We start from the raw sequence: 14,415 nt of genomic DNA, 5'->3' as shown, positions 1-14,415 counted from the left end.
CAAAATCAATTATGCTAGACCTGCTTTTCTATATTTTTATAGGCATAGTGGCTATTCAGTTTGTGTACTACATAGTTATTTTTGGAAACTTTTCCTTTGCTAAGTTACAACCAACTAACCCTAAAAAAATTCCGGTTTCAATAATCGTTTGTGCAAAAAACGAGGCTGAAAACGTTGCTAAATTTGTACCACTACTTTTAAAACAAAAGTATCCTGAGTTTGAAATTGTTCTTATTGACGATTCGTCAAACGATAACACCTTGGATATTTTTGAAGAATTTGAAAAGAATCATTCCAATGTAAAATTGGTCAAAGTAAAAAACAACGAAGCTTTTTGGGGCAACAAAAAATTTGCACTTACTTTAGGGATAAAAGCCGCCAAACACGAATATTTAGTCTTTACTGATGCAGATTGTTATCCTGAAACTGAAAATTGGATTCAGGAAATGACTTCGCATTTTACTATGAAAAAAACAATTGTTTTAGGTTATGGAGCTTATGAAAAAAATCCCAATTCATTTATCAACAAACTAATTCGATTTGAGACACTTTTAACCGCGTCCCAATATTTCGGTTGGGCTAAAGTAGGAAAACCGTATATGGGAGTTGGCAGAAATTTAGCCTATAAAAGAGAAGAATTTTTTAATGTAAATGGTTTTATTGACCACATAAAAATTAGATCCGGTGATGATGATTTGTTCATCAATCAAGCGTCAAACAATAGCAACACCACTATTTGCTTTTCAAAAGAAAGTTTTACGTATTCCAAACCAAAAACTTCTTTTAAAGAATGGTTTACACAAAAAAGAAGACATGTTTCAACAGCAACAAACTATAAGTTTTTTGATCGTTTTCAATTGTCTGTTTTTTATCTAAGTCAAATTTCTTTTCTAATTTTAGCGATACTTTTATTCGTTTTTCAATACAATTGGATTGCTGTTGGCTCGATTTGTGTAGCAAGGTATTTGTTTAGTTGGATTTCTTTAGGGTATGCCGCTACCAAATTGAAGGAATCTGATGTTATGTATTGGTATCCGTTTTTGGAGCTTGTACTAATTTTTACACAATTGAATATATTTTTTTCTAATCTTTTTTCAAAACCGGTTCATTGGAAATAAAACCACTCATAGAAAAAGCCAAAAAAGGCGATCAATTGGCCTTCACTACATTGCTTGACATGTATTGGAACGAAGTCTATGGTTTTATGATTAAAAGAACAGAAAACGAAACCGACGCTGAGGACATTACGATTGAAACTTTTTCAAAAGCCTTTGATAAATTGGCCAATTATAATGATTCGTTTCAATTCAACACGTGGTTGATTGCCATTGCAAAAAATGTGCACATTGACATGCTCAGAAAAAAGAAGTCCAAACAAAACATTGACATCACAGATAAGGAAGACCGACAAGCGTATAACATTGCAGACAGTTCACCTTCTGCTGAAGATATTTTGATTACAGAGCAAAATCTTTCGCGTTTGTTGCGATACATAAAAGAATTAAAACCACATTATCAAGAAGTAATTCAGTTGCGTTATTTTCAGGAAATGAGTTATCAGGAAATTGCCGAAACGCTGAATGAACCTTTAAACAATGTAAAAATTAAAATACTTCGGGCAAAAAAGCTTCTCTTAGAAATAATTGAGCGAAAATAATTCGATAAGAAAAACAAATTTCACTATCACTTCTATCCATTTTAACGGATGGTGTATTTCGTTTCTTTTCTTATCTTTGCTAAACTAAAAATTGCACTATGAACACGGTATTAGATAGCGTTCAACCTCCGGTTGGAAAACCAAAATGGTTACGAGTAAAATTGCCAACCGGTCAAAAATATACGGAACTAAGAGGTTTGGTGGACAAATATAAATTAAATACTATTTGCACCTCAGGAAGTTGTCCAAACATGGGAGAATGCTGGGGGGAAGGCACCGCTACTTTTATGATTTTAGGTAATATTTGCACACGTTCCTGTGGTTTTTGTGGTGTGAAAACCGGAAGACCCGAAACTGTGGACTGGGATGAACCCGAAAAAGTGGCTCGTTCTATCAAAATAATGAATATCAAACACGCGGTTATCACAAGTGTTGACCGTGATGATTTGAAAGATATGGGTTCTATTATTTGGCAAGAAACCATTTGGGCCATTCGACGAATGAATCCAACTACTACATTAGAGACTTTAATTCCTGATTTTCAAGGAAACGAAAAAAATATTGATCGAATTATTGAAGCCAATCCAGAAGTGGTTTCTCACAACATGGAAACAGTTAGAAGATTAACTCGTGAAGTTCGGATTCAAGCAAAATATGACAAAAGTTTGGAAGTGCTTCGTTATTTGAAAGAAAAAGGCATCAACCGAACAAAATCGGGTATCATGTTAGGACTTGGTGAAACCGAAGAAGAAGTAATCCAAACCATGAAGGATCTTCGCTCTGTTAACGTTGACATTGTTACTATTGGTCAATATTTGCAACCAAGCAAAAAGCATTTGCCTGTAAAAGAATTCATCACTCCGGAACAATTTAAAAAATATGAAACCTTAGGAAAAGAAATGGGTTTCCGTCATGTTGAAAGTGGTGCCTTGGTTAGATCTTCTTACCATGCTCAAAAACATATTCTTTAATTTTGTTAAACCTCTTTTGTTCTGATGACAAAAATTAGAGTTGCAATAAACGGTTTTGGAAGAATAGGCAGAAATGTGTTTCGATTGTTACACCAACATGAAGCCATTGAGGTTGTAGCAATTAATGATATTGCCGATGCTAAAACAATGGCACATTTATTAAAATACGACAGTATTCACGGTATTTTTCCTTTTAATGTGACTGCAGCCAATGATTATTTACTGATTGATTCCAAAGAATATGCCTATCTTCAAGAAAAAAATATTGAAAAAATTGATTGGAAAAAATATTCTATTGACTTTGTAATTGAAGCAACCGGAAAATTCAAAACTCAAGCTGAAGCTCAAAAACACATAGATTCCGGTGCAAAAAAAGTTATTCTTTCTGCACCTCCTGATGATGACTTCATCAAAACAATTGTTATGGGAGTAAATGAATCATTATTAGATGGTTCCGAAACAATCATTTCCAATGCAAGTTGCACCACCAACAATGCGGCACCAATGATTCAAATCATCAATAAACTTTGTGGCATTGAGCAAGCTTATATCACAACTGTTCATTCTTATACCACAGATCAAAGCTTACACGATCAACCTCATAAAGATTTAAGGAGAGCTCGAGGAGCTGCACAATCTATTGTTCCAACAACTACCGGAGCGGCAAAAGCATTAACCAAAATTTTTCCTGAAATGAATGGAAAAATTGGAGGTAGTGGGATTAGAGTTCCTGTTGCAAACGGTTCATTAACTGACATTACTTGTTATGTAAAAAGAAATGTTACTATTGAAGAATTGAATTTAGCTTTTAAAAATGCTTCTAATAATGAATTGAAAGGCATTTTAGCTTATACCGAAGATCCTATCGTTTCTGTTGATATTATCGGAAATAAAAATTCGTGTGTTTTTGATGCCCAATTGACTTCAGTCATCGACAAAATGGTAAAAGTTGTGGGTTGGTATGATAACGAAACCGGATATTCTTCAAGAATTATTGACTTAATCCTATTTATTTCAAATAAATAATTAATTTTATAGACATAAGCTTAATTCGTAAAGTATGAAACAATTACTTTTCTACTTTTTATTTGTTACAATTTCATCTTTCGCACAAATCAATTCTACAAATGATAGCACTTCCTATTATATGGATTTGGCTAACTTTAATTTAAAAAACAACAACTATAGTCTAACGTTAGAGAATTTACAAAACGCCATTGAAAAAGCAGATAAATCATCTAATATTCAAGCAAAAGCGGCGGCATATTCACTTTTGGGAAATGTTTATTTGGAATTAAAACGTTATTCAGATGCCATTGAAACGTTTAATAAAAGTATTAGTTTGTATCAAACTTTAGAGCCTTCAGCAGAAATGGCTTACTCATTTTATAATCTTGGTGTCTGTTATATTGAGAAAAAAGAATTTTCAAAAGCAGAAAACTATTTTAAAGATGCCGAACAAATTTATAATGAATTAAAAATTGAAGGTGCCCGAGATTTGATTAATTTACAAAAAGGAAAAGTTTATAAAGCCAAGAATGAATTTCAGTTGGCAACTAAAATTTTAAATTCAATTGTAGCTAAAAATGATATAGACGATACGTTTAATACAAAAGGTGAGGCATTCTACCTTTTAGGAATAATGGAATTAGAAAATTCGAGATATAATCTTGCTATTAATTATTTAAATCGAGCAATTGAATTAGCAAAAAAAAACAACAACTTAGAAGTGCAATCAAATACTTACAAAGCTTTAAGTCAGTCGTATGAAAAAGTTCTTGATATTTCTAAATCATATACTTTTTTAAAAAATCATGTATTGATTAAAGACAGTATTTTAGGAATTAATCAAAAAAAAATTGGTGCAGAAGGTTTTATGAGTTTTAAAGAAACCGAACGTCTTAAAACCATAGAACAATTAGATAAAGAAAACAAAGCACAAGCAAAAGCCACAAAATTTTCTAAATTAATTAGTTTGTTAAGTATCGCTTTAATATCAATTTTATCACTTCTAAGTTTATCATTATACAAAAACAACATTATAAGAAGCCAGACGAATAAATTGCTTCAAGATAAAAATACCGAACTTCAATTGGCTAAAGACAAAGCAGAAAAAGCTTCAAAAGCCAGAGCAGAATTTTTATCAACAGTAAGTCATGAGTTAAGAACCCCACTTAATGCAATCAATGGAATTACACATTTATTATTGGAAGAGAAGCCAAAAAAATCGCAATTGCAATATTTAACTTCACTTAAATTTTCCGGTGATTATCTTTTAAACTTTATCAATGATATTTTAGAAATTAACCGGGTTGAAAGTGAAAACATTGAAATTGAGAGAATCAATGTAAACATCAAGCAATTGCTGGAAGATTTACAAAATTCTTTTAAAGATTTAGCCAGCAAAAACAACAATGATTTTGTATTGGATATTGACGAGAATATTCCTGAAAACTTAATTGGCGACCCGACTAAATTATCACAAATATTTATCAATTTAATTAACAATGCTTTAAAGTTTACTAAAAACGGAACTGTAAGTGTTAGTGCAAAAATAATTCTTTCAGAAACAAAAGAAGAAGATTTAACCAGAATCTATTTTGATATAAATGACAATGGCATTGGAATCCCGCCTGAAAATCAAGAAACTATCTTTGAGAGTTTTTCTCAAGGCTCCGTTGAAATAAACAGGAAATATGGAGGAACCGGTTTAGGCTTAGCAATTGTAAAACGTTTAGTAAATCTATTGGGCGGAGAAATCAAACTTAAAAGTGATGTAAATGTTGGCTCCAGTTTTTCGTTTGCATTAGATTTCAAAATTGGACATCAAACGTTTGTTGAAGTTGTAAAACAATATGATAACTCCGTTTTTAACACTAAAAAAGTACTGGTTGTTGAAGACAACAAAATCAATCAGATGATTACCAAAAAAATGATTGAAAACAAAGACATGATTTGTGAGATTGTTGACAATGGAGAAGAAGCAATCACGCTTGTGGAAAACAACACTTTTGACCTAGTTTTAATGGATGTTCACTTACCGGGAATCAACGGAACTACAGCAACTGAAAAAATCAGAACGTTCAACAAAACAATCCCAATAATTGCTTTAACTGCCATTTCGTTAAATGAGAATAGAGAAATGTTACTTTCTTTTGGCATGAATGATGTAATAACAAAACCATTTAATCCCGACAATTTTTATAAAGTAATTGCTCAACAATTAAGTTAGTTTTTATAAATTTTTCCATCTTTCATAACAAAAGTAACTTGTTCTAAAGTGCTTATTTTTTCTAATGGATTTTCGTTAACCGCAATTATATCAGCAAAAAAGTTTTCTTTCAATTGACCAATTTCATTTTCAACACCTAACAGTTTTGCATTCACAATTGTTGCCGATTGAATTGCTGCTAATTGAGGCATTCCGGCTTCAACCATATAAGTAAATTCTTTTGCATTGATTCCATGAGGAAAAACTCCTGCATCGGTACCAAAAGCAATTTTTACTCCTTTTTTGTATGCTTTACCAAAAGTTTCTTGAATTTGTGGTCCAACTTCTAAAGCTTTTGGACGAACAATCTCAGGATAAAATCCAGTGATCTTTGCTTTCTCGGCTACTTCTTTTCCTGCTGTTATAGTGGGTACTAAATAAACATCAAATTTTTTCATGAGTTCCATTGTTGCATCACTCATAAAAGTTCCGTGTTCAATAGTTTTAATTCCGCCTAAAATGGCTCTTTGCATACCTTCATCACCATGCGCATGTGCGGCAGTCAACATATTATAATCTTTGGCAGTTTGTGTTATAGCTTTAATTTCTTCAATTGTAAACTGCGGATTCTTTCCGCTTTTAGCAACACTCAAAACACCACCGGTTGCTGTAATTTTGATTACATCAGCACCTTCTTTGTAACGTTGTCGTACTGCCTTTACTCCATCCTCAGGAGAATTTACTACACCTTCTAAAGGACCGGGGTCACCCATTAGTTTTTTATTTCTTCCGTTAGTTGGATCAGCATGACCACCGGTTGTTGCTATAGATTTTCCGGCTGCAAAAATTCGTGGTCCTTTTGTAACTCCTTTGTTTATTGCATTTCTAAGCGAAATATTTACTCCTGTTCCGCCTAAATCACGAACAGTTGTGAATCCGGCCATTAATGTGATTTCAGCAAAACGAGCTGCTTCAAATGCCACATCTGCCTCATTATCCAAAAAATCAGACATATAACTTCGTGCGTTGGTTTCGCTTTCAATATGAACATGCATATCAATCAAACCCGGAAGTACATATTCATTTTTTAAATCTATTTCACTATCAGAAGCATTCGCTTTAGAAACAAATCCATCCTTCACTTCTTTAATTTTATTTTGGGAAACAATAATTGTTTTATTTTTCAAAAATTTGCCACTCTGAATATCTAACATGTTTCCACAATGCAAATAAAAATCTTGAGCCTTTAGCAAATTACTACTTAAAAATAATCCTAAAAAAAGCACATATAAATATTTCATTTTTTAAATTTATTAGATTGTTTCTATAAATAATTTAATTAATTTTCTAACATTAGGTTCTGCTTTTCGGGCAGCTTCTAACACTTCTTGATGGTTTACTTCATGAATTGATTCCTCATTCCCCATATCGGTAATGACCGAAATTCCAAGACAATCTACATTCATATGTCGGGCAACAATAACTTCGGGAACGGTTGACATTCCGACACAATCAGCACCTAAAATTTTTACCATTTTATATTCTGCCAAGGTTTCAAAAGTGGGCCCCTGAAGTCCTAAATAAATTCCGTCTTTCAAACTTATTGCATTTTGCGTTGCAATTGTTTTCAATTGCTTAATCATGTCCAACGAATAGGCCTCGCTCATATTCACGAATCGCGGTCCGAATCGCTCGTCGTTTTGACCTCGTAGCGGATGATCGGGAAACATATTGATGTGGTCTTTTATCACCACAATATCACCCACTTCATAATTATCATTTACACCTCCGGAAGCATTGGAAACAATAAGTTTGGTCACTCCCAAATATTTCATCACTCTAACCGGAAATGTAACCGTTTGCATATCATAACCTTCATAATAATGAAACCTTCCTTGCATTGCTACTACTTTCTTGGAACCAATTCTCCCAAAAACCAAAGCACCTTTGTGACCTTGAACTGTCGATACCGGAAAATTCGGAATTTCAGCATAAGGAATCGTAAATTCTATTTCTAAATCTTGAGTAAACGAACCCAATCCTGAACCTAAAATAACTCCAAATTCAGGTGTAAAATTTGTTTTTTCCTTAAGATAACTAACGGTTTCTTGTACTTTGTTCCACATAATTTTTAATTGTATTTATAAATTCTAATTCGTTTTGAATAAAAGTGCTTTTAATTGGTAAAAAGAATAATTTTTCCGGTTTCAATTTTCCTTTTAACCGCATATAATCTTTTTCGGTAGTCACTATAATTTTTCCTTTGGATTTATTTCGAATCAAAGCAATATCACTTTCAGCAAAATCATGATGATCATTGAAAGTCAATTTTTCATCGGAGTCCTTTTGTACAAAATCATAGAATGGTTTTGGTTTTGCAATTCCTGAAACTAAAAGTTTTTCTGATTCTTTAATTTCTTTAATTGCCATTTTTGTAGTTTCAGAATACACAAATTCATCGTAGGAAATACTACTAAAAAAAAGTTTTTGATAGCTTTTTACTTGTAATTTTTTTTCGATTTCAAGTCGTTGTTTTTCAGACAAATCAATGGGACATTTGGTAACAATTACCACAGAAGCTCTTGTTGCTCCCGATTGGTACTCTCTTAAATTACCGGTTGGCAACATAAAATCATCAATATATAAATCGTCAAAAGCAGTCAATAAAACATAAAATCCTGCTTTAACTCTTCGGTGTTGAAAAGCATCATCCAACAAAATCACTTGAGGTGGAATAGTTTGATGCAACAATTGAGTAATTCCATTTACCCGGTCGGCATCGACAGCTACTTCCAAATTGGGGAATTTTGTATGATACTGAAACGATTCATCGCCTAAATCGGCTACGGTTGAAGAAGCATCTGCCAATTGAAAACCTGTTGATTTTCGTTTGTATCCACGACTTAACGTAGCAACACGGTAGTTGTCTTGCAAAATTCGAATTAAAAATTCAATTTGGGGTGTTTTTCCGGTTCCGCCAACAGATAAATTCCCCACAGCAATAACCGGAATATCGAATGCAAATGACTTTAAAATTGCTTTATCATATAAAAAGTTTCTAATGGCTGTCACAAAACCATATAAAATTGCAAATGGAAAAAGTAATTTTCTAACTAAAATCATACTACGAAAGTAGGTAATTTTTATCTTTGAAAGAAATAAACTAATCCATCAATTATACTACAATGAAACTCAACCACATTATTCAAGTTTTAGAAGAGATTGCACCTTTAGCTTATGCCGAAGATTTTGACAATGTTGGTTTGTTAACCGGAAATGAAAATCAAGAAATTTCCGGAATACTGGTTTGTCACGATGCCTTAGAAAATGTTGTTGATGAAGCCATTTCTAAAAAATGCAACCTTATTGTTTGCTTTCACCCTATTTTATTCTCCGGTTTAAAAAAAATAACCGGAAAAAATTATGTGGAAAGAGTCATCATCAAAGCCATTAAAAATGACATCGCCATCTATGCCGTTCATACTGCTTTAGATAATCATAAAGAAGGAGTTAATAAAATTATTTGCAATGCTTTAGGTTTAAAAAACACTAAAATTTTAGTACCCAAAGAAAAATTTATTCGAAAGTTAGTAACCTATACCATTCCCGAAAATCATACAGAATTAAGAAACGCTCTTTTTGAAGCCGGAGCAGGAACCATTGGCAACTACGAAGACTGTAGTTTTAATTCAAAAGGCATTGGCACCTATTTAGGAAATGAGAACAGCAATCCGGAAATTGGCGAACGATTTGAATTTGTTGAAAACGAAGAAATTAAAATAGAAGTAACTTTTGAAAAGCATTTAGAATCAAAAATTTTAAAAGCTTTGTTCCAAAATCATTGCTATGAAGAGGTAGCTTATGAAATTTATGAACTGCAAAACAAACATCAAAACATTGGTTTGGGGATGATTGGACAATTAGAAACTCCTGTTTCTGAGTCAGAATTTCTACAACAGGTGAAAGATAAAATGAAATGTGAAAGCATAAGACACAGTGCTTTTTTAGGTAAAAAAGTCTCAAAAGTAGCAGTTTTAGGAGGCTCAGGGAGTTTTGCCATAAAAGAAGCAATAAAACAAGGAGCGAATGCTTTTATAACAGCAGATTTGAAATACCATCAATTCTATGAAGCTGAAAATCAGTTGCTTTTAGCAGATATTGGACATTATGAAAGCGAACGCTACACAAAAAATTATATTGTTGATTTTCTTATCAAAAAAATTCCTAATTTTGCAATCATTTTATCAGAAGAAAATACAAATCCAGTTAAGTACTTTTAAGTTATGACAAACGTTAAAGAAATGAGTGTAGAAGAGAAGTTAAGAGCACTCTATGATTTGCAATTAATTGATTCGCGAATAGACGAAATTAGAAATATCAGAGGAGAATTGCCTCTTGAGGTGCAAGATTTAGAGGATGAAGTTGCAGGATTAAAATCGCGTTCAGAGAAATTAAAAGTAGATTTAGATACTATTGACGAGCAAATTAAAGCAAAGAAAAACGCTATTGAGGCTCACAAAGAAGGTATTAAAAAATATACTGAACAACAAAAAAACGTTAGGAATAACAGAGAATTCAACTCACTTACAAAGGAAATTGAATACCAAGAATTAGAAATTCAGTTAGCAGAAAAGCAAATTAAAGAATTGAAAGCTTCTACTGAATTTAAGAAAGTTCAAATTGCTGAAGCAACAGAAAAACTTTCTTCTAAACAAAATCATTTAGAGCACAAAAAAGCAGAATTAGGCGATATCATGTCTGAAACTCAAAAAGAAGAAGAGTTTTTAATGAATCTTTCTGCAGAATACCAAGGTAAAATTGAAGAAAGAATTTTAGCTGCTTACAACAGAATCAGAAGCAGTGTTAAAAACGGATTGGCTGTTGTTTCTATAGAAAGAGGAGCTTCTGCCGGGTCGTTCTTTACCATTCCACCACAAACCCAAGTTGAAATTGCTGCCAGAAAAAAAATTATCACAGACGAACATAGTGGTAGAATTTTAGTTGATGCTGCTTTAGCCAACGAGGAAAAAGAAAAAATGGAAAACGTATTCAAAAGCATATAATCTTTTAAAACCCCAATCGGGGTTTTTTTTATGAAACAATTTTTAAATTCATTTATTATTTTTTGCATTGGCAATTTTATAAATTTTTTAAGCTATATCTATCCCAAAAAAGCCAAAGAAATTGCCTATAAATTTTTCAGTACTCCAAGAGCTGGAAGACTGCAAAATGAAAATTTACCGACCATTTTAAAGCAAGCTTCTTTTGATTTTTTTGAATTAGAAAATCACAAATTTCCAGTATATGTTTGGTCGGGAAATGCTACTAAAATTATTTTGGTTCACGGTTGGGAAAGCAATGCTTCGCGTTGGGAACTTTTAATTCATCAATTGCAAAAATCAGGAAGTACCATAATTGCACTTGACGGTCCGGCTCACGGTTTATCAAACGGCGTAGAATTCAACGTGCCAAAATATGCTTCGTTTATTAATCTGGTAGTAAAACATTTTGAACCTTCTATTATAATCGGACATTCCATAGGTGGTTCTGCCTGTTTGTTTCACCAACATTTTTACAAACCTGAATCAATAAAAAAAATAATTCTAATTGGTTCTCCTTCGGATTTGGATGTTTTGATTTTTAATTTTAAAAGAATTTTAGGTTTAAACAACCGTGTTTCAAAACAATTGGAAAACTATTTTGAAGAAAAATTCAAATTGAAAATTATCGATTTTAGTGGTGCCAAAATGGCTTCAACACTAGAAATATCTGGAATTGTGGCTCATGACACAGAAGATGATGTAGTGTCATTTAAAGAAAGTCAAAAAATTATAAGCAGCTGGAAAAATGCAATTTTCATTGAAACCCAAGGTTTGGGTCATAGCATGCACGATGAAAAAATGTATCAAAAAATCTACAACTACTTATTTGAAGACAAAGCTAACGCTTAGCGATTTTTTTTACGGTTGAAAATTTACCATCAGATATTTTCAAAAAATAAACCCCTGAATTATATCCGGAAATATTGATTTCTCTTGAATCAGGAACTGATGACTGATATATTTTTTGCCCTAAAGAATTGAATATTTCTATTTGAGCATTTTTTGTCAAATCATTTGAAACCATCAAAGTAATTTTATCAGAAGCGGGATTTGGAAATACTGAAAAATTAGTTAGTTCATTCGTAGCTAAATTCAACAACACATAATCATCGTATATCTTTTGAATAGCGATTTGCATATTTGGAATCGGACCAATAGCACCAGCACCCGGATTTCCCTGAGCGATTCCTGTAACTTTTAATAATTCCCTCATTTGCGGACCGGTCAAATAGTTTCCATTTAAGGAATGATGGTAGGATTGTAAAACAATCGCACAAGAGGCAACAATTGGTGTTGCAGAACTTGTTCCTGCAAAATTGGTATACCGTTGGTTAAAATCACCGCCAATTGTAATAGCATCGCCATAACCAGTTGAATAAACATTTTCACCCCAAGCTTGAACATCTACTCTAGTGCCATGGGTGCTGTACCACATTTTATTGTGAGCCAAAGTAGAAGTCCCTGCTCCAACAATTATAGCACCACTATCCCCACGATTCATGTAAGGTTGATAAAAAGCTGAATTTAAATTTTGGTTTCCGTTACCTGCTGCCGCAACAATGATAATTCCACTATTGGAGGCGGCTAGTGTTAAATCCCAAACCACATTGTTATATTCTGCCGGAACAAATTGATCGTTTTGACCGCCGGTTTGCATTTCAAAAATAATAATATCTCCGGGCGAAGAATTTTGAATGGATTGCGTTATTGCAAAAATTCGATTATACCCCGTTTGTTGCCACTCCGGAAACAAAATCATTTCAGTTGCTCCATATGCCATTCCGGAAACGCCATAATTGCCTTTGTGAGCATAAACAATTCCAAAAACGGCAGTTCCATGTTCTGTATAATCAACAGAAGCATTCGAATTGACCGTCATTCCTGTAGCCAAAAAAGCATTTATCTGATGGAATTCTTCGTGATTTTTGTTGAATCCGTATTCAACATCTCTGATTTTGATTCCACTTCCGATTAATCCCAAATTCCAGGCGTGTTGCATATTTACTCCGGGATTTGCTGCAATATAATTTTGATTTACTTCAAAATTTGGAGTGACCGGCATAATATCAAATGGTGGTCGAATGGGCTCGAGTGAGATGAGACTACAATAGTCAACGTTTGATAATTCTTCCAATTTTGTAGCGAGTTCCAGAAGTCTCTCATTGGTTGGTTTTGAAATGTTTACCTTTAAAATATTTTTTAAAATTTTTATCGAACCGTCGTCATTATTAAGCTGTAACGCATTTTGTTCCATTCGGTAAAGTGCCTCCTCTTCCATTAAAATTCCTCTTTCGAAAGAAATGGAAAATTCATTCTGCAAGGTTTCAAAACCCGGAATCTGATTTTTTGTAACAGTAATGTAATCTCCAGATGAAAAATCTATTGTAGCTGAAAATCGTACATATAGTTCGTGCATTTCACTTGATTGGTTCAAATGAAATTGTCCCTTTCGATTTTGACTAAACGAAACAGAAATCCAAAATAATAAAACATTAAAAATAGCCGTTCTAATCATCCAATTCCGAATTAATTTTTTGATTTTAAAATCATTGCAATTTAATAATTTTATAAAGACATCCTAAAAAATTGATTTTCATAAATTAATGAATAAAAGTTACCTTTGCCATCATGGAAAATTCAGGAAAACGAATTAATAAATTTTTATCCGAATCGGGGTATTGTTCTCGAAGAGAAGCTGACAAATTAATTTCAGAAGGAAGAGTAACCATCAATGGAATAGTTCCTGAAATGGGTACAAAAATTAGCGAAACTGATGAAATCAGAGTAGATGGCAAACTGATTCGTGAAAACAGAGAAAAACCTGTTTATTTGGCTTTTAACAAACCGGCCGGCATAGAATGTACCACCAATCAAACAGTTCGAAATAATATAGTTGATTATATCAATTATCCTGAACGAATTTTTCCGATTGGCCGTTTGGATAAAGCCAGTGAAGGTTTGATTTTTATGACAAATGATGGTGATATTGTAAATAAAATTCTTCGTGCAAGAAACAATCACGAAAAAGAATATATTGTCACGGTTGACAAGCCCATAACCGATAGATTCATCCAACGAATGGGAAATGGCGTACCAATTTTAGATACCGTTACTCGAAAATGTAAAGTAGAACAGATTAGTAAATTTGTTTTTAAAATTATTTTAACGCAAGGTTTAAATCGTCAAATCAGACGAATGTGTGAGTATTTGGGATATGAAGTTACGACTTTAAAACGTATTCGAATTATCAATATTTCTTTAGACATTCCGGTGGGAAGATATCGTGATTTATCAGAAGTTGAAATTAATGAACTAAATCAATTGATTGAACCTTCAAGCAAAACGGAAGAAGCGAGTTTGCCTAAAATTAATACGAAGCCGGAAACCTTTAAATCTACTCCAAAAAAAAGGTAATATAATTCTCAAAATTGATTGACAAAATAGCAATTTCTATATAATTTTACAATAAATTGA

The 14,415-nt window shown here is 32.8% G+C and carries 13 protein-coding genes; 9 read left to right on the top strand and 4 right to left on the bottom strand.

Annotated features, from left to right (window positions below; genetic code table 11):
- The first annotated feature begins 11 nt into the window (after positions 1 to 11).
- The 5 genes from B3L86_RS13200 (at position 12) to B3L86_RS13180 (ending at position 5,860) form a co-directional block, all read left to right on the top strand.
- The gene (locus tag B3L86_RS13200) at positions 12 to 1,118 is read left to right on the top strand and encodes a glycosyltransferase (RefSeq protein WP_291120185.1); all 1,107 of its coding nucleotides are present in this window, start codon (positions 12 to 14) and stop codon (positions 1,116 to 1,118) included.
- Positions 1,109 to 1,657 carry an RNA polymerase sigma factor gene (locus B3L86_RS13195; protein ID WP_291120182.1) on the top strand — a complete coding sequence of 183 codons (549 nt, stop codon included), beginning with the start codon at positions 1,109 to 1,111 and terminating at the stop codon, positions 1,655 to 1,657. Before B3L86_RS13200 ends, B3L86_RS13195 begins: the two co-directional genes overlap by 10 nt.
- Positions 1,658 to 1,755: 98 nt before the next feature.
- Entirely contained in the window at positions 1,756 to 2,628 is an 873-nt protein-coding gene (gene lipA, locus B3L86_RS13190; protein WP_291120179.1) for a lipoyl synthase, read from the top strand.
- A gap of 24 nt (positions 2,629 to 2,652) precedes the next feature.
- Positions 2,653 to 3,654: a type I glyceraldehyde-3-phosphate dehydrogenase gene (gene gap / locus B3L86_RS13185; RefSeq protein WP_291120176.1), complete on the top strand. Its 1,002-nt coding sequence runs from the start codon at positions 2,653 to 2,655 to the stop codon at positions 3,652 to 3,654.
- Positions 3,655 to 3,688: 34 nt separating this feature from the next.
- Positions 3,689 to 5,860, top strand: coding sequence for an ATP-binding protein (locus B3L86_RS13180; RefSeq protein WP_291120173.1), 2,172 nt, complete (start codon positions 3,689 to 3,691; stop codon positions 5,858 to 5,860).
- Here the strand turns inward: B3L86_RS13180 and B3L86_RS13175 are convergent.
- From B3L86_RS13175 to lpxK, 3 genes are read right to left on the bottom strand one after another with little or no spacing between them, the layout of a single operon-like run.
- Entirely contained in the window at positions 5,857 to 7,140 is a 1,284-nt protein-coding gene (locus B3L86_RS13175) for a metal-dependent hydrolase family protein (RefSeq protein ID WP_291120170.1), read from the bottom strand. The two genes, B3L86_RS13180 and B3L86_RS13175, sit on opposite strands and share 4 nt — an antisense overlap.
- Positions 7,141 to 7,152: 12 nt before the next feature.
- Positions 7,153 to 7,965 carry a purine-nucleoside phosphorylase gene (locus B3L86_RS13170; RefSeq protein ID WP_291120166.1) on the bottom strand — a complete coding sequence of 271 codons (813 nt, stop codon included), beginning with the start codon at positions 7,963 to 7,965 and terminating at the stop codon, positions 7,153 to 7,155.
- A complete protein-coding gene (gene lpxK / locus B3L86_RS13165) occupies positions 7,937 to 8,962 on the bottom strand; it encodes a tetraacyldisaccharide 4'-kinase (protein WP_291120163.1) in 1,026 nt (341 codons plus the stop codon). Before lpxK ends, B3L86_RS13170 begins: the two co-directional genes overlap by 29 nt.
- Positions 8,963 to 9,024: 62 nt before the next feature.
- Here lpxK and B3L86_RS13160 point away from each other — a divergent pair, with 62 nt between their 5' ends.
- Genes B3L86_RS13160 through B3L86_RS13150 form a run of 3 tightly spaced genes read left to right on the top strand, consistent with a single transcriptional unit; the run spans position 9,025 to position 11,790 of the window.
- Complete coding sequence (locus B3L86_RS13160; protein ID WP_291120155.1) at positions 9,025 to 10,119, top strand: Nif3-like dinuclear metal center hexameric protein; 1,095 nt, start codon at positions 9,025 to 9,027, stop codon at positions 10,117 to 10,119.
- Between the two features lie 3 nt (positions 10,120 to 10,122).
- Positions 10,123 to 10,902: a zinc ribbon domain-containing protein gene (locus tag B3L86_RS13155; protein ID WP_291120146.1), complete on the top strand. Its 780-nt coding sequence runs from the start codon at positions 10,123 to 10,125 to the stop codon at positions 10,900 to 10,902.
- Between the two features lie 30 nt (positions 10,903 to 10,932).
- Entirely contained in the window at positions 10,933 to 11,790 is an 858-nt protein-coding gene (locus tag B3L86_RS13150) for an alpha/beta hydrolase (protein ID WP_291120140.1), read from the top strand.
- On the opposite strand, the gene B3L86_RS13145 is transcribed toward B3L86_RS13150, so the two are convergent.
- Positions 11,780 to 13,456, bottom strand: a complete 1,677-nt coding sequence (locus tag B3L86_RS13145) for a S8/S53 family peptidase (protein ID WP_291120137.1) — start codon at positions 13,454 to 13,456, stop codon at positions 11,780 to 11,782. The two genes, B3L86_RS13150 and B3L86_RS13145, sit on opposite strands and share 11 nt — an antisense overlap.
- Before the next feature lie 113 nt (positions 13,457 to 13,569).
- Here B3L86_RS13145 and rluF point away from each other — a divergent pair, with 113 nt between their 5' ends.
- Positions 13,570 to 14,355 carry a 23S rRNA pseudouridine(2604) synthase RluF gene (gene rluF, locus B3L86_RS13140; RefSeq protein WP_291120134.1) on the top strand — a complete coding sequence of 262 codons (786 nt, stop codon included), beginning with the start codon at positions 13,570 to 13,572 and terminating at the stop codon, positions 14,353 to 14,355.
- Positions 14,356 to 14,415: the final 60 nt, after the last annotated feature.

Origin of the sequence: Flavobacterium sp. UBA6135, assembly GCF_002428305.1 — a bacterium.
Classification (GTDB): Bacteria; Bacteroidota; Bacteroidia; order Flavobacteriales; family Flavobacteriaceae; genus Flavobacterium.
The sequence above is the reverse complement of the archived record's forward strand: the minus strand, read 5'-3'. Positions and strand labels throughout refer to the sequence as shown.

What these genes read in the sequence shown, in the direction of transcription:
- B3L86_RS13170 (WP_291120166.1), bottom strand. Translation starts at nt 7,965, where the DNA reads ATGTGGAACAAAGTACAAGAAACCGTTAGTTATCTTAAGGAAAAAACA.
- B3L86_RS13145 (WP_291120137.1), bottom strand. Translation starts at nt 13,456, where the DNA reads ATGATTAGAACGGCTATTTTTAATGTTTTATTATTTTGGATTTCTGTT.
- B3L86_RS13200 (WP_291120185.1), top strand. Translation starts at nt 12, where the DNA reads ATGCTAGACCTGCTTTTCTATATTTTTATAGGCATAGTGGCTATTCAG.
- lipA (WP_291120179.1), top strand. Translation starts at nt 1,756, where the DNA reads ATGAACACGGTATTAGATAGCGTTCAACCTCCGGTTGGAAAACCAAAA.
- B3L86_RS13160 (WP_291120155.1), top strand. Translation starts at nt 9,025, where the DNA reads ATGAAACTCAACCACATTATTCAAGTTTTAGAAGAGATTGCACCTTTA.
- B3L86_RS13180 (WP_291120173.1), top strand. Translation starts at nt 3,689, where the DNA reads ATGAAACAATTACTTTTCTACTTTTTATTTGTTACAATTTCATCTTTC.
- gap (WP_291120176.1), top strand. Translation starts at nt 2,653, where the DNA reads ATGACAAAAATTAGAGTTGCAATAAACGGTTTTGGAAGAATAGGCAGA.
- rluF (WP_291120134.1), top strand. Translation starts at nt 13,570, where the DNA reads ATGGAAAATTCAGGAAAACGAATTAATAAATTTTTATCCGAATCGGGG.
- B3L86_RS13175 (WP_291120170.1), bottom strand. Translation starts at nt 7,140, where the DNA reads ATGAAATATTTATATGTGCTTTTTTTAGGATTATTTTTAAGTAGTAAT.
- lpxK (WP_291120163.1), bottom strand. Translation starts at nt 8,962, where the DNA reads ATGATTTTAGTTAGAAAATTACTTTTTCCATTTGCAATTTTATATGGT.
- B3L86_RS13155 (WP_291120146.1), top strand. Translation starts at nt 10,123, where the DNA reads ATGACAAACGTTAAAGAAATGAGTGTAGAAGAGAAGTTAAGAGCACTC.
- B3L86_RS13150 (WP_291120140.1), top strand. Translation starts at nt 10,933, where the DNA reads ATGAAACAATTTTTAAATTCATTTATTATTTTTTGCATTGGCAATTTT.